The sequence below is a fragment of the Limnobaculum parvum genome (assembly GCF_003096015.2).
Classification (GTDB): domain Bacteria; phylum Pseudomonadota; class Gammaproteobacteria; order Enterobacterales; family Enterobacteriaceae; genus Limnobaculum; species Limnobaculum parvum.
Genome location: NZ_CP029185.2, coordinates 3,567,769 through 3,590,316 on the forward strand (window position 1 = coordinate 3,567,769; position 22,548 = coordinate 3,590,316).

18 protein-coding genes and 1 tRNA gene are annotated in these 22,548 nt (G+C 49.0%); 12 read left to right on the forward strand and 7 right to left on the reverse strand.

Annotated elements, in window-relative coordinates; genetic code table 11:
* Window positions 1-13: 13 nt before the first annotated feature.
* Window positions 14-127 carry a hypothetical protein gene (locus HYN51_RS16840; protein WP_407936327.1) on the forward strand — a complete coding sequence of 38 codons (114 nt, stop codon included), beginning with the start codon at window positions 14-16 and terminating at the stop codon, window positions 125-127.
* 76 nt (window positions 128-203) lie between these two features.
* Window positions 204-932 carry a hypothetical protein gene (locus tag HYN51_RS15075; RefSeq protein WP_108900771.1) on the forward strand — a complete coding sequence of 243 codons (729 nt, stop codon included), beginning with the start codon at window positions 204-206 and terminating at the stop codon, window positions 930-932.
* Window positions 933-1,128: 196 nt separating this feature from the next.
* Here HYN51_RS15075 and HYN51_RS16430 read toward each other — a convergent pair.
* The 5 genes from HYN51_RS16430 to xylF all read right to left on the reverse strand — a co-directional run bounded on the left by HYN51_RS16430 (window position 1,129) and on the right by xylF (window position 6,518).
* Window positions 1,129-1,223 (reverse strand) — tRNA-Sec (locus HYN51_RS16430).
* 132 nt (window positions 1,224-1,355) lie between these two features.
* On the reverse strand, window positions 1,356-2,534 hold the full coding sequence (gene xylR, locus HYN51_RS15085) for a D-xylose utilization transcriptional activator XylR (RefSeq protein WP_108900772.1): 1,179 nt from the start codon (window positions 2,532-2,534) through the stop codon (window positions 1,356-1,358).
* A 206-nt stretch (window positions 2,535-2,740) separates the two neighbouring features.
* Entirely contained in the window at window positions 2,741-3,922 is a 1,182-nt protein-coding gene (xylH, locus tag HYN51_RS15090) for a xylose ABC transporter permease XylH (protein ID WP_108900773.1), read from the reverse strand.
* The gene (locus HYN51_RS15095; RefSeq protein ID WP_108900774.1) at window positions 3,915-5,441 is read right to left on the reverse strand and encodes a xylose ABC transporter ATP-binding protein; all 1,527 of its coding nucleotides are present in this window, start codon (window positions 5,439-5,441) and stop codon (window positions 3,915-3,917) included. Before HYN51_RS15095 ends, xylH begins: the two co-directional genes overlap by 8 nt.
* A 78-nt stretch (window positions 5,442-5,519) precedes the next feature.
* Entirely contained in the window at window positions 5,520-6,518 is a 999-nt protein-coding gene (gene xylF, locus HYN51_RS15100) for a D-xylose ABC transporter substrate-binding protein (protein ID WP_108900775.1), read from the reverse strand.
* Window positions 6,519-7,074: 556 nt separating this feature from the next.
* Here xylF and xylA point away from each other — a divergent pair.
* The 5 genes from xylA (at window position 7,075) to HYN51_RS15125 (ending at window position 12,187) form a co-directional block, all read left to right on the forward strand.
* A complete protein-coding gene (gene xylA / locus HYN51_RS15105) occupies window positions 7,075-8,394 on the forward strand; it encodes a xylose isomerase (RefSeq protein WP_108900776.1) in 1,320 nt (439 codons plus the stop codon).
* Window positions 8,395-8,739: 345 nt separating this feature from the next.
* Entirely contained in the window at window positions 8,740-10,191 is a 1,452-nt protein-coding gene (gene xylB / locus HYN51_RS15110; protein ID WP_108900777.1) for a xylulokinase, read from the forward strand.
* 367 nt (window positions 10,192-10,558) lie between these two features.
* Window positions 10,559-10,846, forward strand: a complete 288-nt coding sequence (locus HYN51_RS16845) for a PsiF family protein (protein ID WP_407936355.1) — start codon at window positions 10,559-10,561, stop codon at window positions 10,844-10,846.
* 176 nt (window positions 10,847-11,022) lie between these two features.
* The gene (gene ykgO / locus HYN51_RS15120) at window positions 11,023-11,163 is read left to right on the forward strand and encodes a type B 50S ribosomal protein L36 (RefSeq protein ID WP_108900779.1); all 141 of its coding nucleotides are present in this window, start codon (window positions 11,023-11,025) and stop codon (window positions 11,161-11,163) included.
* 457 nt (window positions 11,164-11,620) lie between these two features.
* On the forward strand, window positions 11,621-12,187 hold the full coding sequence (locus HYN51_RS15125) for a YgjV family protein (RefSeq protein ID WP_108900780.1): 567 nt from the start codon (window positions 11,621-11,623) through the stop codon (window positions 12,185-12,187).
* Window positions 12,188-12,217: 30 nt separating this feature from the next.
* On the opposite strand, the gene selB is transcribed toward HYN51_RS15125, so the two are convergent.
* A complete protein-coding gene (selB, locus tag HYN51_RS15130; protein WP_108900781.1) occupies window positions 12,218-14,098 on the reverse strand; it encodes a selenocysteine-specific translation elongation factor in 1,881 nt (626 codons plus the stop codon).
* The gene (gene selA / locus HYN51_RS15135; RefSeq protein WP_108900782.1) at window positions 14,095-15,486 is read right to left on the reverse strand and encodes an L-seryl-tRNA(Sec) selenium transferase; all 1,392 of its coding nucleotides are present in this window, start codon (window positions 15,484-15,486) and stop codon (window positions 14,095-14,097) included. The genes selB and selA overlap by 4 nt, the downstream gene beginning before the upstream one ends.
* A gap of 228 nt (window positions 15,487-15,714) precedes the next feature.
* On the opposite strand from selA, the gene HYN51_RS15140 reads away from it, so the two are divergent.
* The 5 genes from HYN51_RS15140 to HYN51_RS15160 all read left to right on the forward strand — a co-directional run bounded on the left by HYN51_RS15140 (window position 15,715) and on the right by HYN51_RS15160 (window position 22,470).
* The gene (locus tag HYN51_RS15140; RefSeq protein WP_108902088.1) at window positions 15,715-16,779 is read left to right on the forward strand and encodes an NAD(P)-dependent alcohol dehydrogenase; all 1,065 of its coding nucleotides are present in this window, start codon (window positions 15,715-15,717) and stop codon (window positions 16,777-16,779) included.
* Between the two features lie 162 nt (window positions 16,780-16,941).
* Window positions 16,942-18,092 (forward strand): IS3 family transposase gene (locus tag HYN51_RS15145; RefSeq protein WP_108900783.1). Its coding sequence is split into 2 segments (ribosomal slippage): window positions 16,942-17,194 and window positions 17,194-18,092, totalling 1,152 coding nucleotides; the frame shifts between segments, so codons are not numbered across the junction.
* Window positions 18,093-18,475: 383 nt separating this feature from the next.
* Window positions 18,476-19,561, forward strand: coding sequence for an ABC transporter substrate-binding protein (locus HYN51_RS15150; RefSeq protein ID WP_108900784.1), 1,086 nt, complete (start codon window positions 18,476-18,478; stop codon window positions 19,559-19,561).
* 73 nt (window positions 19,562-19,634) lie between these two features.
* A complete protein-coding gene (locus HYN51_RS15155; RefSeq protein WP_108900785.1) occupies window positions 19,635-21,404 on the forward strand; it encodes an ABC transporter permease in 1,770 nt (589 codons plus the stop codon).
* Window positions 21,397-22,470, forward strand: coding sequence for an ABC transporter ATP-binding protein (locus HYN51_RS15160; RefSeq protein ID WP_108900786.1), 1,074 nt, complete (start codon window positions 21,397-21,399; stop codon window positions 22,468-22,470). The genes HYN51_RS15155 and HYN51_RS15160 overlap by 8 nt, the downstream gene beginning before the upstream one ends.
* Window positions 22,471-22,548: the final 78 nt, after the last annotated feature.

A 22,548-nucleotide genomic window follows, 5' to 3' on the forward strand; every position in this document is an offset into this window, starting at 1 on the left:
GTATCTTTTCAACATGCCATTAAAAGCACCGGATATCCACGCATTAAGTTCGACAACAGCTGGTTTAATTTTATGGATGCCTTACTTCTTATTATCAAAAAGAATTCCGGTTGTGTTTAGTAAGTAAAAATTCACGATAAAAGTGAGAATATTCGCACCTGATAAGATGCAAAGAGCAAAACCATAATCCGGAAAGGCCTGATATGAACAAAATAATCGCAGTTATAACCCTGATCGCCGCATTATCACTCGGCGTAACAGGTATCGCTTTATCACAAGATGAGCTAAACGAAAGCCAAATCAATACGATTTTGTCCACCGCATTTACTGAACTCAAAAATGTGCCAGTGAATGCTTGTATCACCTTACCGGGCGCGGCCGCAGAACTACCAGCAGATATAGAAACAGCATCATTACAAACGATGGAAGGAACAGTAAGAAAGGATGTAGCAGCGCTGATCAAACACGGTCTGATTACGGTTCAATTCAATACGGGAAAAGGGGCACCAACCGTTAAAAAGCCCGGTTATACCGCCATTGAAAAAGATGTTTCTTTAAGCCATGTAGAAGTCACACCTTTCGGTAAGCCGTTTTATCGATACGATGAATCTAAGAGCAGCGGCGCACTGAATGGAAAGAAAGGTCTCTATACTGATAATCGCTTCTGCGCGCATATTGTGTATGGCGGCATGAAAAAATTTATGAAGCCGACCAAAAATCCATTTGATAATAACCCTCATCTGGTGACCTGGGTTGATTTTTTATGGAAGCCCGATGAAAGTAAAACAGCCTGGCTTGCCGATAAAGATCTCAAAAATTCTCTGGGTTTTTTCCCCGAAAAAGATGGCTGGGCGCATAGGGGAATTTTGCTTGAGCAGAATGATGATGGCCGTTGGGAGTTGGGAACTGAGCCTTATACTATTCGGTGGTGATTTTTGGGTGGGGAAATAGCTGTCGTTTAACTTGGCGCGACATCTCAAAAATGAGAGTTACTGGTTTTGGTATTGTGCTTTTACTCACAGCACAAAGAGTAACTCTCATGCTGCATAACTGGTCTTAATAAAAGTATTCTTCTATCAATTAATCACTGACTACCTACATTCAAAAAATAAAGAGATATGAAATTTTTGGCGGAAAGTCACAGGAGTCGAACCTGCCAGGGACCGCTGGCGGCCCCATCTGGATTTGAAGTCCAGCCGCCCCACCGGGGACGATGACCTTCCGTTTTAGAAGCAACAGAAGTGCTGTAATAGATGAGCCTGCCGATTATACCGTTAAACGAATGGGATGGAACTGCTAATTTCCCTCTTCTCCCGCGGTTTTTACTCATGCCCACCGCCGCCACTAAGCTGTAATCAGTACACCAGCTCGCCGAACTTATCCCGATACTCTTTTGGCGTGATGCCATACTCTTTCTTAAATACCGAATAGAAATACTGTAACGACGGATAACCGCACATTTGGGAAATCTCGTTAATCGACAGGGTGCTGGCGGCTAAAAACTCACTGGCTCGATTCAATTTCTCCTGATGGATCAGGCCATGAATGGTGTTGCCGGTTTCATCACGAAAACGCTTCTCAAGATTAGAGCGGGAAATACCCACCGCATCCAACACCTGCTCCACTTTAATCCCCTTACAGGCATGGTAGCGGATAAAGTGCATTGCCTGAATCACCGCCGGATCGTGCAGTGAGCGGTAATCCGTTGAACGACGCTCCACCACTTTCACCGGTGGTACCAGAATACGTTGAACCGGAAAATCACCTTGCTTCAGCAGTTTATGCAACAGCTTCGCCGCCTGATAGCCCATCTGACGCGATCCCTGAGCCACTGAAGAGAGCGCCACCCGCGACAAATAGCGGGTCAGCTCTTCATTATCAATGCCGATAACGCACATCTTCTCCGGCACTGCGATATCCAGATGCTCACACACCTGTAACAAATGACGGGCGCGGGCATCGGTAACCGCAATAATCCCCGTATGGGCAGGCAAGTTCTGTAGCCAGTCCGCCAGACGGTTCTGGGCATGCTTCCAGTTCTCCGGAGCGGTTTCCATTCCCTGATAAATGGAGTGGCGGTAATTCCCTTCGGTAACCAGTTGGCGGAAGGCGTGCTCCCTCTCCATTGCCCAGCGGTGAGAAATATGGTGCGGTAGGCCGTAAAAGGCAAAGTGGTTCAGCCCCTTCTCCTTTAAGTGCATAAAGGCGGTACTGACCAGCGCGTGATTATCAGTGGCAATATAATGAACCGGAGGATAATCCTCTGGTCGATGATAAGAACCGCCAACCCCCACGACCGGTATGTTGGCACACTTCAGCGCCCGCTCGATTTCTGGGTCGTCAAAATCGGCAATCACCCCATCACCTAACCAGTCTTTAACGTTGTCTATCCGGCAGCGGAAATCCTCTTCGATAAAAATGTCCCAGTCGCATTGAGAAGCCTGTAAGTACTCACCAACACCTTCAATAATCTGCCGGTCATAAACCTTATTGGCATTAAACAACAGCGTAATACGGAAGCGTTTTTCAAACATGGCGTTCAATTTCCCGATCAACACACAAGATAATTCACCACTGCCGCTGGGTCGGCAACACTCTGTTCAGGTTCAGGTTGAATTGAGTAACACAGTTATCCATAACCTGTCAGGTCGTACAGCTGAAAGTACAATGCTCCGCACACTTTTCAGCTAACCGATAAACACATAGTTGAAAAAATGTACGGAGCCGATGAGCCAAACTATCAGGCGCGTTTTTTGGTCGCAGAATCCATCCACACCGCCAACAGTAAAATGGCACCTTTAACGATGTACTGCCAGAAGGTAGGAACGTCTAACATACTCATGCCATTATCCAGTGATGCCATGATAAATGCCCCCATCACCGCACCGGCAACGCTACCCACACCACCCGCCAGACTAGTTCCACCAATAACGCAGGCGGCAATGGCATCCAACTCAGCAATGTTACCGGCAGAAGGGGAACCCGCCCCTAAACGCGAGCTAAGGATCAAACCAGCAATCGCCACCATCAAACCGTTAATCGCAAATACCGCCAGCTTAGTGCGCTCAACGTTAATCCCAGACAGGCGAGCTGCATCGATATTGCCACCGATAGCGTAAATACGGCGACCAAATGCGGTGCGGGTTGCCATAAAGATCCCTACCATCATCAACGCAGCCAGTATCAGCACCGGGGTTGGTACACCGCGATAATCATTCAGCAGGTAGATAGCCCCCAGCAAAATCACTGCGGTAATTGCCTGACGGCCAACGTCGCTGCCTTTACCGGGCACCGGTAGCCCCAGCGCTTCACGGTGCGCCCGCTGACGCCATTGCCAAATAACAAACAGCACCATTACGCCGATACCAATACCAAAACCCAGGCTGTCCGGCAGATAGCTCTGCCCAATTTGCGACATGGCATTACTGGTGGGTGAAACGGTAGTGCCGTTGGTTATCCCCACCAAAATACCGCGGAAGGCTAGCATCCCTGCCAGCGTAACGATAAACGACGGCACTTTACGATAGGCAACCCACCAACCGTTCCATGCACCTAACAGCAGGCCCATCACCAGCGTGACGATAATCGTCAGCGGCAGAGGCCAGCCAAACCAGACGTCAAATATCGCCGCCGCGCCGCCAAGCAGGCCCATCATCGAACCTACCGACAGGTCGATCTCCGCCGAAATAATGACAAAGACCATCCCCACCGCCAGAATGCCGGTAATCGCCGTCTGGCGCAGCAAGTTAGAGATGTTACGTGCGCTGATGTAGGCGCCGTCCGTCGCTACGCTGAAAAATAGAATGATCACCACGATGGCGGCCAGCATCACAAAAACCTGTAGGTTAACGCGCTTAGGCAGCGCCGAACCGGCCGCTTTTCCACCCGTATTTCCCGTGGTGGATAATGTTTCATTAGACATGTTGTTCACTCCTGAGTGCCGCTTCCATAATCTGCTCTTGTGTCAAAGACCGGTTAGCTAAATCCGCTTTAATACAGCCTTCGTGCATCACTAATACCCGATCGCTAAGCCCCAGCACTTCGGGTAATTCTGAAGAGATGACAATCAGGGCAATACCCTGCTCAACCAGTTGATTAATCAGCTTATAAATTTCATATTTAGCACCGATATCAATACCCCGGGTTGGCTCATCCAGAATCAAAATTTTAGGATTAAGTAATAAGCATTTAGCCAGAATGGCTTTTTGTTGATTACCGCCGCTCAGGCGGGCAATGGCTAATTCCGGCGATGAGGTTTTTACCTTCAGCCGCTCAATAGATTGCTGAATGGTGGACTGCTCTTTGGCATCATCCAATATGCTCAGCCAACCGCTAAAATCGTCCAGTGCCGCCAGCGTCATGTTGACCCCAACGCCCATTACCGGGATAATTCCGTCTTTTTTACGATCTTCCGGCACCATAGCGATACCGTGGCTGATGGCATCCTGACAGTTGCGAATTTTTACCGCTTTTCCACCAACTTTAATCTCCCCTTCCCAGCGCCCGCGATAGGCACCAAACAGACACTGGACGGTTTCGGTTCTTCCTGCGCCCACCAAACCGGCAATCCCCAGAATCTCCCCTTTATGCAGCGAGAAAGAGACGTTATTCACCCGGCGAATATGGCGGTTGATAGGATGCCAAGCGGTCAGGTTATCCACCCGCAGCACCTCTTCACCGATAGTATGTTCTGATTGAGGATAGAGCTCTTTCAGCTCGCGGCCGACCATCATGGCAATAATATCGTCTTCGTTCATCTCACTGGCGCGACGGGTACCTATATGTTTACCGTCGCGAATCACGCAGATCAGATCGGAGATGGCCTTCACTTCGTTTAGCTTGTGAGAGATGTAGATACAGGCAATGTCATGGCTTTGTAGGTCGCGGATGATATTCAGCAGAATCTCGGTTTCGCTTTCTGTCAATGATGCGGTGGGTTCATCTAACACCAGCAGGCGCACCTGCTTATTCAGCGCTTTAGCAATTTCCACCAGTTGCTGTTGGCCTAAGCCCAGCTCACCCACTTTAGTATCTGGACTCACCGCCAGTTTCACCTGTTGTAACAGGCGCTGGCAGCGTAAAAACATGCTGTCGTAATCCATGATGCCAAAACGCCCGCGCTCCGAACCAAGGAAAATATTCTCCAGCACGGTCATCTCTTTCACTAGGGCCAGTTCCTGATGGATGATGGCAATGCCTTTTTGTTCGGTATCGCGAATGTTTTTTGCCTGTATGACATCACCGGAAAACAGAATATCGCCCTGATACTGACCGTAAGGATAGATACCGCACAGCACTTTCATCAGCGTTGATTTACCGGAACCATTTTCTCCACACAAAGAGAGTACCTGACCGGCATCTAACGTTAAGGAGATGCTATCGACGGCTTTAATATCACCGAAAGCTTTGGTGATATGTTTCATTTCTAACAGATGTGGCATCACATGTACTCCACAAAGAGATAACAACCATTAAGCTGATGTTGGGTGCTGCTTACACAGCACCCGATTGCAGATAAATCAGTTATAGATGCTCTCTTTACTGTGGAAGCCATCGGCCACAACGGTTGAATCGATGTTGGATTTATCCACCTCAATTGGCGTCAGCAGATAAGATGGCACATCCTTTTTGCCGTTATTCAGGGTGGCGTTGGCTTTTGGCGTCTCACCTTTACCCATTTCTACCGCGATCTCCGCCGCATCGTTTGCCAGCTTGCTGATTGGCTTGTACACCGTCATGGTTTGAGTTCCGGCAACGATACGTTTGATTCCCGCAAGGTCGGCATCCTGACCGGAGATAGCGACTTTACCCGATAACCCCTGAGCTACCAGCGCCTGAATCGCACCGCCGGCGGTAGCATCATTGGAGGCAACCACCGCATCAATTTTGTTATTGTTAGCGGTTAAGGCATTTTCCATGATTTTCAACGCGTTCTCTGCCAACCAAGCATCAACCCACTGATCGCCAACTATCTTAATTTTTCCTTCTTTAATCAGCGGATTAAGGACGTTCATCTGCCCCTGACGGAACAGCTTGGCATTGTTATCCACCGGCGAACCGCCCATCAGGAAATAGTTACCCTGAGGTACGCGTTCAATTAGGCTTTTGGCCTGTAACTCACCCACTTTTTCATTGTTAAAGGAGATATAAAAATCAATATCCGCCTCGTTAATCATGCGGTCATAAGCCAGTACTTTGATGCCTTCACGTTTAGCTTCTGCAATCACATTACTCAACACCTGCCCGTTGTAAGGAATGATCACCAATACGTCTACACCACGGTTGATCATGTTTTCAATCTGCGCCATTTGGGTTTCTTCATTACCGTTGGCAGACTGTACGAAAACTTTGGCCCCTAAGGACTCGGCTTTGCTAACAAAGATATCGCGATCTTTCTGCCAGCGTTCTAAACGCAGATCGTCAATCGCCATACCTATTTTGACTTCTTTGGCATTTACCATGTGTCCTGATAGCGCCAGTGATGCACAAACGGCAAGTAAAACATGCTTTAATTTCATTTGATAACATCCTATTTTGGTTAAGCTATTTCAGTGGAAGTGGGTATTTTCCCGTTTTTATTAATTACCGATAAATATTTAACCACTATAGTGTTATCAGTTATAACCAGAGTATCAATTACAGATTCTTACCCCGTTATTACGTTTTTTAGTTTATTTTCATTTTTTTGAGAGAGGTCATGTTTTACCGGGAAAATAAAAAAATAAAATGAACATGAAATTAAAAAATAAATATAACTCACTGTATTAAAATAAAATTTAATGAAAATAAATATTATAAAAAATAATCACCACATTGTTTAAAGGCTTATTATTGTGAGCATACTCACAGTAGTTAAATTTCATAATTCACTATTCAAATCTAGGAATAACCCTCCTTTTTTTAAATCTCTATGATTCCTTCCATATAAAATAGATAGCGCTAAAACTGCGTCAATTTATATTTTAAAAAATGTAATAACGTAATTTTATTATTTATTAGATTTGCTTTTTCAATAATAAATAAATCGCGCGCCCTGACCGAATGACCTAAATACATCGCTTAAAGGAAACCACCATGACTCAGTATTTCGATAAACTTGACCAGGTGCGCTATGAAGGCACCGCCAGTAACAACCCACTGGCCTTCCGCCACTACAACCCGGATGAGTTGGTTCTGGGTAAACGTATGGCTGACCATCTGCGCTTTGCCGCCTGTTACTGGCACACCTTCTGCTGGAATGGTGCCGATATGTTTGGCGTAGGTTCGTTCGATCGTCCGTGGCAATCGGCAGGTGATGCTATCAAACTGGCAAAAGCCAAAGCGGACGTTGCCTTTGAGTTTTTCCATAAGCTAAATGTTCCTTTCTACTGCTTCCACGATGTGGACGTATCACCGGAAGGCAGCACGGTTAAAGAGTATCTGAACAATCTGGCCATAATGACCGATGTACTGGCGGAAAAGCAGCAGGCAACCGGCGTGAAACTGTTATGGGGCACAGCAAACTGCTTCACTAACCCGCGCTATGCTGCTGGCGCGGCCACTAACCCAGACCCGGAAGTCTTTGCTTACGCCGCGACTCAAGTAGTCAGTGCCATGCAGGCCACTCAACGCTTGGGCGGTGAAAACTATGTACTGTGGGGCGGTCGTGAAGGTTATGAAACCCTGTTAAATACCGACCTACGTCAGGAGCGCGAGCAGCTTGGGCGTTTTATGCAAATGGTGGTAGAGCATAAACATAAAATTGGTTTTAACGGCACTCTGCTGATTGAGCCAAAACCACAAGAGCCAACCAAACATCAGTATGATTACGATGTGGCAACGGTGTATGGCTTCCTAAAACAGTTTGGTCTGGAAAAAGAGATTAAGGTCAATATCGAAGCAAACCATGCAACGCTAGCAGGCCACAGCTTCCACCATGAAATCGCTTCTGCCATTGCGCTGGGTATTTTCGGCTCGGTGGATGCCAACCGTGGTGATGCTCAATTGGGCTGGGATACCGATCAGTTCCCGAACAGCGTAGAAGAAAATGCGCTGATTATGTATGAAATCATCAAAGCAGGCGGCTTCACCACCGGTGGCCTGAACTATGACGCGAAAGTACGTCGCCAGAGCACCGATAAATACGATCTGTTCTATGGTCATATCGGCGCAATGGACACCATGGCGTTAGCACTGAAAGTTGCCGCGAAAATGGTACAAGACGGTAAGCTGGACCAAAAAGTCTCCGAGCGCTACGCTGGCTGGAATGGCAAACTGGGCCAACAAATTCTGGAAGGCGAAAGCTCACTGGATTCACTGGCGAAGTATGTGGAAAGCAATAACCTGCAACCACAGCATAAGTCAGGGCAGCAAGAGCTGCTGGAAAATCTGGTGAACCGGTATTTATTTGGATAGTTTCTTGACCTTGACGTTATTATTTGAGCACTTGAACTCAGCCGACGACTGAGAGAGGGTAGCACGACCCGCATGGACGCGGGTCGAGGCACTGCTTCGCCCCGTAGGGGTGAGCCTCATGGATGAGGCGAATAATCGAATCAGTGCCGGTGCGTAAGCCCGAACGAAGAAGGAGGGAAGTCGCGTCAGCGACCTGAGTTCCTGTGCGAAAGGCGCGGGGTGCAGGGGCATTCGCCCTAATGCCCCTGCTCGCCAGTAGCACAATGCCGATATAGACACTGAACGATTAACGGCGAAACTAACACCATTCTGGACAAACATCCTGAACAACAAGGATCACTCACTATGTACATCGGTATCGACCTCGGTACTTCCGGCGTAAAGGTTATCCTCCTCAGCGAGCAGCAACAGGTTATTGCCACTCACTCTGAAGCACTTTCCATTTCCCGCCCTCATCCCCTGTGGTCAGAACAAAATCCGGACGACTGGTGGCAAGCCACCGATCGGGCAATGCTGGCATTAGCAGCACAACACGATTTAAGTTCGGTTAAAGCTATGGGGCTAACCGGGCAAATGCATGGAGCAACCCTGCTGGACAAGCAGATGAAGGTATTGCGCCCTGCTATTTTATGGAACGATGGCCGCAGTGCCGCCGAATGTGCAGCGCTGGAAAAAGCGGTTCCTCAATCGAGGGCCATTACCGGTAACCTGATGATGCCTGGGTTTACTGCCCCGAAACTAAAGTGGCTGGAAAAGCATGAACCCGCTATTTTTCAAGCGACAGACAAAGTTCTGCTGCCAAAAGATTACCTGCGTCTCCTGATTACTGGCGAATTGGCCAGCGATATGTCCGATGCGGCTGGCACCATGTGGATGGATGTTGGCAAGCGCGACTGGAGTGATGAGATCCTCTCCGCCTGTAACCTCAGCCGCGATAATATGCCGAAACTGTTTGAAGGCTGCCAGATTACCGGCAACGTTAGCGCTGACATTGCGGCACGCTGGAAGATTGGTCAAATCCCTGTTGCTGCCGGTGGCGGTGATAACGCGGCAGGTGCCGTTGGCATTGGGCTGTATCGTGCGGGGCAAGCAATGCTCTCGTTGGGAACCTCCGGCGTCTATTTTGCCGTCAGCGATGGCTTCCTGAGTAATCCTGAAAGTGCGGTTCACAGCTTCTGCCACGCGCTGCCAAATACTTGGCACTTAATGTCGGTGATCCTCAGTGCCGCTTCCTGTCTCGACTGGGCCTGTAAGTTAACCAATATATCCAGCGTACCAGAACTGCTGAAAGCCATTGAACAAACACCTCCGGCGGATACGCCAGTGTGGTTCTTACCCTATCTTTCCGGTGAACGCACACCGCACAATAACCCGGCGGCTAAAGGCGCATTCTGGGGGCTGACTCACCAACATAACGCAACCGATCTGGCCAGAGCGGTGTTAGAAGGGGTGAGCTTTGCGCTAGCTGACGGTATGGACGTATTACACGCTACCGGCCTGAAACCGACTCAAATCGCCCTGATTGGTGGCGGAGCCCGTAGCCCGTACTGGCGTCAGCTTCTGGCGGATATCAGCGGTCAAACGCTGGAATATCGTACCGGTGGCGACGTCGGCCCAGCACTGGGCGCGGCCCGACTCGCGCAAATTGCCATGAATCCTAGGGTTGCTCTGGCGGATCTCTGCCCGGAACTGCCGTTAGAACAGCGGCATGTGCCAAACCCTGAGCTTTATACTCGCTACCAGGAAAAAAGAGCGACATTTAAAACGCTTTATCAGCAACTTCAGCCCTTGTGTTAATCAAGCCTAAGCCTACTCATCAAATCCATACGATGAGTAGGCTTAATTAACTAAATGAATCATAAATAATTATCACTAAATCCCCAGCTTTCATCTCGATAAATTTTTCTACTTCTCTGTGTCACTTTATTACGACAAGGACTATGCTTATCACGTTTTCCACTATTTAAAGGGAGTAATTGTGATGCGTATTTCTTCTGTTTTACCTGTTGTTCTAAGCCTTTGTTTTTTATCTGGTGCTGCAATGGCCGCCGACACAACAGCAAAAGAGCCAACCAAAGCCCAAACCGCCCAGCGCGATAAAATGAGCAGTTGTAATAAAGACGCCACAGATAAAGATGTTAAAGGTGATGAACGCAAAGCCTTTATGAGTAACTGTCTGAAAGCCAAGCCAGCAGAAAGCGAAAAGAAAATGACGGCCCAGCAACAAAAAATGGCGGACTGTAACAAAGAAGCGGGCGATAAGACGCTGAAAGGTGACGATCGCAAAACCTTTATGAGCAGTTGCCTGAAAGGCAAAGCGGATTCCACTGAAAAAGCCGCTACACCACAACAACAAAAAATGGCCGACTGTAATAAAGAAGCCGGTGATAAAGCGCTGAAAGGCGATGACCGTAAAACCTTCATGAATACCTGCCTGAAAAAAGCAGCCTGATTCTTCCCGCCATAACAGAAAATATCCCGCTGCAAAGCGGGATATTATTTTGCTCTTTATCCAACCTGACATCTTCAGTGACCACACCATTTTTTATCGCCAGCCAATTGACCCCGCATGCAGGTAAGTGCATACTTGCAATTGTTATATTATAACATATCAATTCAGGGGTTATCATGAAGGTATTAAGCTCTCTACGTTCCGCGAAGCAGCGCCATCCGGACTGTAAAGTGGTACGCCGCCGGGGAAAGATCTACGTTATATGCAAAACCAATCCACGATTTAAAGCGGTACAGGGCGGAAAGAAAAAGCATTGATCATGATTCATAGCAAATGAGTGAAAAGCACTCTCCCCGTGAGTGCTTACTAACTTTTTATCTTTGTTGGCGGTTTTTTCAGATGATCGGCATCATTACGATAACAAAGAACCTCAATCGGCATAAAAACGTCGTTGAAGTAAAGTAATACTCCTTAAAGACAACTGTCAGATCGGCGTTCTGTTTTATTATTGTTTAAGGTTCCGTGGTTTTATAAACAGAACCCCCGATTAATTCAGGAATATCCTGATATCTGACTATATTTTGACCCTGCCAACAATGCGATGGGAGCCCCATATAGAAATGTGATATACTTCACATTAATGAGCGACTGAAATAGCCATCTCCGAAATGACCTGATCAAGAGTATCTCTCAATAAAACCAAGTGATGCGATTCACTTGTTACGTTTTCATATCTGCAAAAAATAACATTTTTTCTGTAAGGACATTCTTGCCATGACATCTTATTGGGCTGCTCAGGCTGTTGGCGGCGTTGCTTTTCTGGTAGGTATCACCATGTTTTTTAACCGCAATGAGCGCGGTTTTAAATATCAGCTTGCAGGCTACTCAACCGTCATGAGTTGTCACTTCTTTATGATGGGAGCTCATGCCGCCGCAATGAGCGTAATACTTAGCGCAATACGAACCATCACCTCCATCTGGTGGCGTAATCTTTGGGTAATGATGATTTTCATTATCCTGACGTTGATATTAGCCACCATGAAAATTCAGCACCCGATTGAAGCCCTACCCATTGCCGGTACCATTGCCAGTACTTGGGCGCTGTTTCGCACTCATGGTTTGAAAATGCGTAGCATCATGTGGTGCTCAACCGCCTGCTGGGTAACTCACAATATTTGGGCGGGTTCGATTGGCGGCACCCTCGTTGAAGGGAGCTTTCTATTGATGAATGGTTTCAACATTATTCGCTTCTATCGCATGCAAAAACGCGGTATCGACCCATTTGCCATTGAAAGCAAAGTCATTAAAGAAGCAGAAGAAAAAGCATCAGAACAAAAGTAAGCCCTCACTCTATCGTCAGGGCTTCGCGGTTTAATCCAGAAACAATCCCTGATCCCGGAGTAAGTGATCGTTGCCACGCCGGCGGGTAAAGCCGCTGCGGTCAAAAAACTCCAGAACCTGAATCGCTAACTTACGCCCGACCCCTAATCGGTCGCGAAAGTCGGCGGCGCAGGTACTTCCCTGAGTGGTGTGCATGGTGCGAATTAAATCAGCAAACTGGCGAATCCGAGCGCTCAGATAATAACGATCGCGAACCACCGCGATAACATGGCCTAACTGTGCCGCTTTACGCAGTACGGCTCTCACCCGTTGTTCTTCCAGCGTCAGCTCGACGGCTAAATCACGTACCCAATAAGGATCGTCGCCAAACTTCTCTTCCACGCGTTGCCACACCGCCTGTTCATCCGGAGTGAATGCCAAACTGAATTCCGGCAGATGTAACCAACCCCGACTATTACTCAGGCGCTTTTCTGCCAACAGCATATCAATCAGCGAGAACACCAACGCTTCCGGCTCAGAAGGTAACGCCATGCGACGCAGCCTGGCGCGCCCGACGCCCAGTTGATCCAAATGCTGCTGATGAAAATCTCTTAGGGTATCAATCAGCCGCTGTTGAAACTCTTGCACTTTTTCCTGTTGCAGAGCGGTATCACCGACCACTTTACAGCCTGATGCGGTTAACAGCATTTGCAGTCCATCATCGGTTAACTGGCGCGCCCAGCCAAACGCGTTAAGGGACAAGCTACCTTCCGCCAGACGCAGTTGTAAAACCTGCATATCGTTTTGTGCCTGACCGAGTTGAGCAAGCTTTTCAAGATATTCCGGCTGGCGCTTGCCTCTGCGTGGAGGCTGAAGTAACAGCACTCGCGCCCCCCCTAGAGTTTCACGGGCGCTGATATCGCGCACAATAATTCGATCGTTCTCCGCCAGCAATAAGGCTTCATCCAACACCAGTTCCACGAGAACTTCGCTACCCGCGCTAACGGCCCCTTCCTGTAACAGCGAAATTCGACCGGTGATATGGTTAACCGAGTGGTGCAAATGGACCGACTGCCAGTGACGAAAGGGCTTATCACACTGAAGAACCGCAATAACTCTGTCCCCGGCCTCTGGCGGGGTTTGTTGTAATAGCCAGTCCCCGCGTTTTACATCCTGCTTGCCAATATCACCGGTGATATTTAATGCAATACGCTCACCGGCACCGGCGCGTTCAGCCGGCTGATTCTGGGCGTGAATGCTTCTCACCCGAACCGGTCGGTCAGCGCCGGTCAGCCACAAGGTATCCCCTACGCTAACCTGCCCGCTAAATGCGGTTCCGGTTACCACCAGCCCGCTGCCTTTGATGGTAAAGCTACGGTCAACCGCCAAACGAAAACGGTGTATCGCCGCTTCGTTATCTTCGCTTTGATGCTGATATAAATTGATTAAATGCTCGCGCAGCTCCGCGATGCCCGTTCCCTGTGGCGCGGCAGTAATAAAGATGGGGCAATCATTCCAGCCCTGTGCGCTTAGCTCATCGGTAATCTGGCTTTTGACGCTGGCAACCCGCTCCGGCGTTACCCGATCCGCCTTGGTTAGGGCAACCGTAATAGCGGGAATTCCCACCAGTCGCAAAATTGCCAGATGTTCACGGGTTTGCGCCATGATGCCATCATCACAGGCCACCACCAGCAGCGCATGCTGAACACCGTCAACCCCTGCCAACATATTCGCTAAAAATTTTTCATGACCGGGAACATCGATAAAACCCAGCACTTGCCCATCTTCCAGCGGTAAGAAGACATAGCCTAAATCAATGGTCATGCCGCGACGTTTTTCTTCCGGCAGGCGGTCGGTGCTGCTTGTACCGGTCAGCGCTTGCAGCAACGTGGATTTTCCGTGGTCTACGTGCCCGGCGGTGGCAATAATCATGCTAACAGCATCTCCAGCAGTTCTGATTCATCTTCAAGGCAGCGTAAATCTAGCCACAGCTTTCCTTCCTGTATCCGACCAATCACCGGTTTTGGCAAGGCTCGCCATTTTTCCGCCAGCGCTTCCAGCGTTCGACCACGACCATCTTTTGGCTCGAAAGTCAGCGCATAGCTGGGTAAGCGATCGACGGGTAATGATCCGCTGCCAATTTGCGACAGGCAAGGCTCTGCCTGTACGGTGAAATGCCCGGCGTAACAAGCCTGCAAGGGGGAAAGCAACTGTGCGGCCATTTCTTTCATTTCGATCGCATCACGGCTTAACAGACGTAAAGTCGGTAGGGAGTACGCCAATCGTTCTGGCTGTTGATAAAGACGTAATGTCGCTTCCAGCGCTGCCAGAGTCAGTTTTCCAGCGCGCAGTGCACGTTTTAGAGGGTGACGCTGGATTTTTTCAATCCACTTTTTCGAACCGAGGATAATCCCCGCCTGCGGGCCACCCAGCAGTTTATCGCCAGAGAAAGTCACTAGATCTACACCCGCCGCAATCAGATTCTGCGGCATTGGCTCGGCGGGTAAATCGTACTGCTGTAAATCGATCAGTGAGCCGCTGCCAAGATCGGTAGCTACCGGTAAATTCAGCTCACGCCCGAGCACCACCAGTTCCTGCTCATCTACCGCTGAGGTAAACCCCTGAATGCTGTAATTGCTGGTATGCACTTTCATTAGCAAACCGGTGTTGTCACTCACCGCCTCACGATAATCACGCAGATGTGTACGGTTGGTTGTGCCCACTTCCACCAGCTTACATCCCGCCTGACGCATCACATCCGGCACTCGGAACGCGCCACCAATTTCCACCAGTTCACCGCGAGAAACGATAACTTCTTTGTCGGCGGCTACCGCGGCCAACATTAGCATCACCGCGGCGGCGTTATTATTCACGATGCAGGCCGCTTCCGCGCCAGTTAACTCACTCAATAACTCGGAAACCACATTATCCCGATGGCCGCGCCCTGCACCATCCAGATCGTACTCTAGCGTCACCGCATAGCGCATAGCGCTAGCAACCTCATCGATGGCCTCTTCCGCTAACAGCGCCCGCCCTAGGTTGGTATGCAGTACGGTTCCACTCAGGTTGAATACCGGCTGTAAACCGCTACGCTGTTTCTGCATCAGATGGCAACCAACCGCCTCAATCCAGTTGTGGCTCCACTCGGGTAATCGATTGAACTGGCTAATCTCCTGTCGGGCCTGCTGCTGTAAATGGCGCAATGACGCCACCACCAGGTGTTGGCCGAATTGTGCCAATAACGGCTCCATATCCGGCTCGTTAAGTAAGCGATCCACCGAAGGAAGCTGACTGTACAGGGATTGAGTTTGATGATTCATGAGTGCGGCCTGTTAAAAATCAATGACGCTAATATATCGGCTCAGCGCCATAACGTGAAGCGTAAGCTTATCAGGGCGTGAATGATATCGCCGAAATGGTGAAATCAGCTAATGGCGGCTATGCTTAATCGCAGTCAGCATAATTTTTTATGCTGTATGGATGCGGCACGTTTTACTTCTGCTCATCCATCTTTTTTATTCCGCCAGCGTTACAAGGTGATAATCACTATGACTATGAATATTCGCAGCTTTGCTGCCACTTCCGCTACATCTCCTGTTGCTCTTCACGCCATCATTCGTCGTGACCCGCGGGAAGACGATGTCGCCATCAAGATTTTATACTGTGGCGTTTGCCATTCAGATATTCATCAAGCCCGTAATGAATGGCACAGCACCGTTTATCCGGTGGTTCCCGGCCATGAGATTATCGGTCAGGTTACCGCCGTAGGTAAGAACGTTACCCACTATAAACCGGGAGATTGGGTTGGGGTTGGCTGTATGGTGGATTCCTGCCAACACTGCGCCTCTTGTCGAGATAATCTTGAGCAGTTCTGTGAAAACGTCGCCACTTTTACTTACAACAGTAAGGATCGCCATGATGGCACACCAACCTACGGTGGCTATTCAGAATCTATCGTGGTTTCCGAGAAGTTTGTACTGCGCCTGCCGGAAAAACTCGACCCTAAATCTGCCGCACCTCTGCTGTGTGCAGGCATTACTACCTATTCACCGCTACGCCACTGGAAGATTGGTAAAGGCCATAAAGTTGCGGTGGTCGGCTTAGGGGGTTTAGGCCATATGGCGCTGAAATTTGCCAAAGCGCTAGGTGCAGACGTCACCCTCTTCACCCGCTCAATGAACAAAGCCCCGGAAGCCAGCCGACTGGGTGCCGATCACGTGGTGCTGTCCACCGATGCCGAGCAGATGAAAGCAGTAAGTAATCACTTCGATTTTATTCTGGACACCGTCCCTCAGCAGCACGACCTTAACCCTTACCTCGCCACACTGAAACGCGACGGCACCTGCGTACTGGTTGGCCTGCTAGAACCGGTAGAACCCCCAATGAACAGCGGACTGCTCGTCATGGGCCGCAAAACTCTGGCAGGCTCACTGATTGGCGGCATCGCCGAAACCCAAGAAATGCTCAACTTCTGCGCCCAACACAACATCACCTGCGACGTAGAAATGATCAACATTCAGGAAATCAACCAAGCCTATACCCGAATGCTAAAAAGCGACGTCAAATACCGGTTTGTGATTGATATGAAATCAATTGAAACGGAAAGCTTATAGTTTCCAGTTTTTTAGGCCCTTGTCCGTTGACCTTTATCCCTTGACCTTTATCCCTTGACCTTCAAAAGAGCACTGGAATTCAGCCGACAACTGAGTGTAGTGGTCTAATAAACTCGGACACCAATTAAGGTGGTAAACTCAAACCATCAAGAGAGGTGAATAATGATAAAAGAACGTCGACATTTTACCCCAGAGTTTAAACGTGAAGCAGCTGCACTGGTTGTTGAGCATGGCTATAGCACGACTGAAGCTTGCAGAGCAATGGGGGTTGGTGAAACAGCGATGCGTCGCTGGGTAAGACAACTGAAATATGAGCAGCAAGGTGTCACTCCAACTACCCAAGCCTTAACCGCGGAGCAACAACGTATTCAGGCTCTGGAGAAACGAATAAAACACCTTGAATTAGAAAAGGAAATCTTAAAAAAGGCTACCGCTCTCTTAATGTCGGACGAATTCAAAAATATGAGCTGACAGCCCAATTAAGTGAGCGTTACTCAACCCGGCTGCTCTGCTCATTATTTGATATCTCCAAATCGACTTTCTATGACACCCAATCCAGAACGGTGAATAAGGAGCGGGGGCGGCTTCGTCAGCATGTTGTCAGTCTTTTTAAACAGAGTCGGGGCTCAGCCGGTAGTCGAACTATTGTTGGCATGCTGCGTCAGGAAAAGATAGTGATTGGTCGCTTTAAAGTGAGACGACTGATGGCAGAAGCGCAGTTACAAAGTAAACAGCCGGGTTCACATCGCTATAAGCCTGTGACAATAGAACGTCCGGAGATAAGTAATATACTGGGTCGTGATTTTATCCCGTCCAGACCTAATCAGGTATGGACGAGCGACATTACTTATATCTGGTCTGGGTGCTGGATTTACCTTGCAGTGGTACTTGATTTATATGCCCGAAAGGTTATTGGTTATGCTTTATCAGATAAAGCGGATGCAGGGTTAGCGATTAAAGCTCTGGATATGGCCTGGCAACATCGTGGCAAACCTAAAGGAGTGATGCTCCACTCAGATCAGGGTTGCCAGTACACAGCACGGGCCTTCAGACAAAGGTTGTGGCGTTATCAGATAACGCAAAGTATGAGTCGTCGGGGTAACTGTTGGGATAATGCGCCGACAGAACGCTTGTTCAGAAGTTTAAAAACAGAATGGGTTCCGGAAACGGGTTACCACAATCTGATGCAAGCGAAATCAGATATAAGCCGTTACTTGTTAGAATATTATAATCAAAGGCGACCACATGCTTTTAATGGTGGATTACCGCCAATGATTGCAGAACAACTTAAGTTGGAGTCCGGGAATACTTGACCACTACAGATTCGAGTGCAAAGGTGCGGGGGGTGCAGGGGGGCATTCGCCCAAATGCCTCCCTGTCGGCCACACCCACTACTACCAATCTGGACTCTGCACTATTCGTGGACGAAACCTTCTCCTGAAAAAACCTATCCAAACAAAACATTACCTATCAAACAGTTAATTAAAAACCCTTAATTAACTCCATAAAAACCACACCTACCAACCCCAAAACCCCCTCTCCCTTCAAACCCTCAATGCAAAAATTAACAACTCAACAACAATAACCTGAACTTCATCACATTTAATTAACAACGCCCTATCCCTGCCTTGTCATCCCCCCCTTTCCACCCATACTTAATTTTGTCTATAACCTGATAAACAATGGGAATACTAGCATGTCCAAGAAATCAAATTTATTCATCGTCAGTATGCTAACCCTGTCCGTTGGTTCCGCTCTGGCTGCCCCTGAAAACTACCCTGCCGACTACCAAAAAATTGTGGATGCGGCCAATAAAGAAGGCAAAGTGGTGATTTATTCCACCACCGATACCGCCGCTGCCGCGCCGATTATTAAAGGGTTCGAAACGCTCTATCCAAATATCACCGTTGAATATAACGATATGAACAGTACTGAACTGTATAACCGTTATATCAGCGAGCAAGCCTCATCCAGCGGCAGCGGTGATGTGGTCTGGAGTTCAGCTATGGATACCGGACTGAAGCTGGCTACCGACTATGCATTAACCTATAAATCGCCGGAAGCCGGTAAGATCCCAACTTGGGCCGTATGGAAAGACACTGCCTATGGCACCACTTATGAACCGCTGGTGTTTGTCTATAACAAACGCCTGATCAAAGAAGACGAAATCCCTAAATCCCATGCCTCTTTGGGTGAATTAGTGAAAAGTCAGCCGGACAGATTTAAAAATAAAGTCACCACTTATGATATTGAGAAATCTGCCCTTGGTTTTATGCTCTCGGTTGAAGACATGAAAAACGATCCGAAATACTGGGATCATCTAAAAGATGTGGCTAGTGCAGGCATGGTAGTGCAATCGTCTACCGGTACCATGCTAGAACGCGTCTCTTCTGGAGAGAACTTAATCGGTTACAACATTCTGGAACCTTATGCGAAAACCCGCGCTATCAAAGATCCATCACTGGGCATCGCTTATCCATCGGATTACACCCTAGTGCTTTCCCGAGTGACCTTTATCAGTAAGCAGGCGAAAAACGTCAATGCCGCCAAACTATGGCTGGATTATCTGCTGTCACAAAAAGGTCAGGATATTATCGCCAATCAGGCCAATATCACCTCAATTCGTGACGATATCAACGGCGATAACGACGTCGCGGGCACCACCAAATTATTGGGTAATTCATTGAAGCCTATCCCAGTGAATGAAACGCTGCTGGAGTATCTGGAGCAGAATAAGCGTCTGGACTATCTGAAAAAATGGCGTTCTGTCACCGGTAAATAATAACAAAAGACGCTAACGGCAAGCGTCACTGCGATCTTGCCGTTAACCCTTCTCTTTTCTACAGGGTTTTATCATGTACTCGTTGCGCAAAATAAAGCAGAGTTTGCCGCGCGGTGTAGTAGTGATGCTAACGGCACTGTTTATCTACGGCCCCTTAGCGCTTATTGTCACCCAAAGCTTTCTGTCTGCTCCTTTTTTTGTTCCCGACAAAACCTTCAGCCTCGATGCCTACCGCTTTGTCTTTGACGATCCGGACTTTTATAAGGCGCTGAAAAACGGATTTATTCTGGCTATTGGGTTGGTGGTGATTGTTATTCCTCTGGGCAGTATTCTGGCGTTCCTGATTGTCAGAAGCGATCTGCCAGGCCGCCGTTGGATAGAACCGATGATTCTGGTGCCGGTATTTGTCTCCCCAATGGTATTGGGATTTGGCTATGTGGTTGCCGCCGGGCCGGTGGGTTTCTTCTCACTGTGGATGCAAGACCTGTTTGGATTTGTGCCGTGGAATATCTACTCCATGACCAGCATTATCATTATTGCCGGTCTGATGCATGTGCCACACGCCTATCTGTATATCGCATCCGCATTACGCAATATGGGTTCGGATGTGGAAGAGGCGGCGCGCATTTCTGGTGCTTCGCCGTTTCGGGTGATGGTTTCCGTTAGCCTACCGATGGTCAGACCGGCGATTCTGTACGCCACAGTTTTGCTGTTCTTTCTCGGTCTGGAAGTGTTCGGGCTGATGTTAGTGCTGGGGGATCCTGAAGGTAATTTGGTCTTGGCGACCTACTTATACAAACTGACCAACAAGCTGGGTATTCCTTCTTACCATCTGATGGCGGTAGTCGCCGTGGTGTTAATCAGTATTACTATCCCACTGATCATGCTACAGCGCCGTTTAATGCGAACGGCTAACCGCTTTGTCACGGTGAAAGGCAAAGCGTCACAGGCGCACGTGCTGCCATTGGGCAAATGGCGTTGGGTGTCTGCCGCCATCGTTATTTTATGGCTAATCGTGACCATTTTTGTACCGCTCACCGGCATACTGCTGCGGGCGTTTGTCTCCAACTGGGGGGTTGGCGTTTCGCTGTTCGATCAGCTATCGCTGGATACTTTCCGCACCGTATTCTCACAACCCAACCTGATTCGGGCCATTATCAACTCGGTGGCGATCGGTGTGTTCGGCGGGGCGCTGGCGGTACTTTGCTACACCTTTATTGGTCTGGCAATGCACCGCAAACCGGATCGCACTACGCGTTTTCTTGACTATAGCGTACTGATCCCTCGGGCGGTGCCGGGGATCCTCGCCGGTCTGGCCTTCTTATGGGTATTTCTGTTCACCCCGATGTGGATGGATAAGTCGCTGGCGGATGGCTATATGTCGGTTCTGCCGGGCGCTCAGTGGATGCGGGATAACGTTATCGTCTGGATGCGGGCAACCCGTAATACCATCTTCAGCGTCTGGTTAGCCTATACCGTGGTATGGCTGGCCTATGGCCTACGGTTGATTTCCTCAGCCCTGTTACAGGTGGGAGCGGAATTGGAAGAAGCCGCTCGCAGTACCGGCGCACAACGCAGTCAGGTTACCCGGCAGATTACCGTGCCGCTGGCGCGTTATGGCCTGATTGGCTCCTGGCTATTGATGTTCCTGATCTTTGAGCGGGAATATTCAACCGGCGTATACCTGTTATCACCGGGCACGGAAACCATTGGTTCAATGCTGGTTTCCCTGTGGGCTACGGGTGCGGTCGATATCGTCGCTGCCCTGTCATTTATCAATATTGTTTTAGTCATGTTTGGCTTAGGCATTGCACTGCGTTTTGGAGTAAAACTCAATGACTGAACTCACTGTAGAGAGTCTGCATTTAAACTACGGCACTAACCCTGTGTTAAAAGGGGTTTCGATGCAGTTGAAAAAAGGCGAAGTTGTCACCCTGCTCGGTCCATCGGGCAGTGGTAAAACCACGCTGTTACGTGCCGTCGCTGGGTTAGAAGCCCCCTGTCAGGGCCGTATTATCATTGGGGATCGCGTGGTGTATGACGGCAGCACCAATCAGGAAATTCCGGTGGAAGAGCGCAATCTAGGGCTGGTTTTCCAGTCCTATGCCCTGTGGCCCCATATGACCATTTTCGACAATATCGCCTATCCACTTAAGCTACGGAAAACCTCAACTGCTGAAATAAAACTGCGGGTTCAGGCGGTACTAGATCAGTTGGGGCTGGGCCACTTAGGCCAGCGCTACCCTCACCAGCTATCCGGCGGGCAGCAACAGCGGGTGGCAATTGGCCGGGGACTGGTTTATAACCCGCCGGTGCTGCTGCTGGATGAACCGCTTTCCAATCTGGATGCCAAACTGCGCGAAGAGGCACGGGTGTTCCTACGCAGTCTGATTGTCGATTTAGGGCTATCGGCACTGATGGTGACCCACGACCAGAACGAAGCGATGGCGATTTCCGATCGTATTCTCCTGCTGAATAATGGTGTGATTGAGCAACAGGGCACGCCTCAGGAGATGTACTCCACCCCTACCACGCTGTTTAGCGCCGAATTCATGGGGAGCAACAACCGACTTTATGGTCACGTTGTTGAACTTGCCGGCGACTACGCCTGTATTCAGGGAAATAGCTGGAAGCTGTGGGGAAAACCGGGTGGCACGCTGAAAGTTGGGCAAAACGTCACGGCGGTGATCCGCGTTGAGCAGGTGAAACTCAATGATGCGGCCGAACAGAACAGTCTGGAACTGCCGCTGCTTACCGGTATGTACCTCGGTAGCCACTGGGAGTACCTGTTCCGTGAGTCTAATGAAGACTCTCCGGTATTGCGGGCTTTCGGCACCACCAAACCTGCCAGCGGCAGCCACTGTCGGCTCTCGATGCCTGCGGATCAGGTGTGGATATTTCCGAGGTAGTCGTTGTTGTACCTTGTCTTTTATACAGATTAAATGGCTTGTATTTTTACGGGCCATTTGAATATAAATATCAGAGGT

What these genes read in the sequence shown, in the direction of transcription:
- xylH (WP_108900773.1), bottom strand. Translation starts at nt 3,922, where the DNA reads ATGTCTAATGAAACATTATCCACCACGGGAAATACGGGTGGAAAAGCG.
- HYN51_RS16845 (WP_407936355.1), top strand. Translation starts at nt 10,559, where the DNA reads ATGAGTAACTGTCTGAAAGCCAAGCCAGCAGAAAGCGAAAAGAAAATG.
- HYN51_RS15095 (WP_108900774.1), bottom strand. Translation starts at nt 5,441, where the DNA reads ATGCCACATCTGTTAGAAATGAAACATATCACCAAAGCTTTCGGTGAT.
- HYN51_RS16840 (WP_407936327.1), top strand. Translation starts at nt 14, where the DNA reads ATGCCATTAAAAGCACCGGATATCCACGCATTAAGTTCGACAACAGCT.
- selB (WP_108900781.1), bottom strand. Translation starts at nt 14,098, where the DNA reads ATGATTATTGCCACCGCCGGGCACGTAGACCACGGAAAATCCACGTTG.
- xylB (WP_108900777.1), top strand. Translation starts at nt 8,740, where the DNA reads ATGTACATCGGTATCGACCTCGGTACTTCCGGCGTAAAGGTTATCCTC.
- HYN51_RS15160 (WP_108900786.1), top strand. Translation starts at nt 21,397, where the DNA reads ATGACTGAACTCACTGTAGAGAGTCTGCATTTAAACTACGGCACTAAC.
- ykgO (WP_108900779.1), top strand. Translation starts at nt 11,023, where the DNA reads ATGAAGGTATTAAGCTCTCTACGTTCCGCGAAGCAGCGCCATCCGGAC.
- xylR (WP_108900772.1), bottom strand. Translation starts at nt 2,534, where the DNA reads ATGTTTGAAAAACGCTTCCGTATTACGCTGTTGTTTAATGCCAATAAG.
- HYN51_RS15150 (WP_108900784.1), top strand. Translation starts at nt 18,476, where the DNA reads ATGTCCAAGAAATCAAATTTATTCATCGTCAGTATGCTAACCCTGTCC.
- HYN51_RS15155 (WP_108900785.1), top strand. Translation starts at nt 19,635, where the DNA reads ATGTACTCGTTGCGCAAAATAAAGCAGAGTTTGCCGCGCGGTGTAGTA.
- xylF (WP_108900775.1), bottom strand. Translation starts at nt 6,518, where the DNA reads ATGAAATTAAAGCATGTTTTACTTGCCGTTTGTGCATCACTGGCGCTA.
- HYN51_RS15075 (WP_108900771.1), top strand. Translation starts at nt 204, where the DNA reads ATGAACAAAATAATCGCAGTTATAACCCTGATCGCCGCATTATCACTC.
- HYN51_RS15140 (WP_108902088.1), top strand. Translation starts at nt 15,715, where the DNA reads ATGACTATGAATATTCGCAGCTTTGCTGCCACTTCCGCTACATCTCCT.
- xylA (WP_108900776.1), top strand. Translation starts at nt 7,075, where the DNA reads ATGACTCAGTATTTCGATAAACTTGACCAGGTGCGCTATGAAGGCACC.
- HYN51_RS15125 (WP_108900780.1), top strand. Translation starts at nt 11,621, where the DNA reads ATGACATCTTATTGGGCTGCTCAGGCTGTTGGCGGCGTTGCTTTTCTG.
- selA (WP_108900782.1), bottom strand. Translation starts at nt 15,486, where the DNA reads ATGAATCATCAAACTCAATCCCTGTACAGTCAGCTTCCTTCGGTGGAT.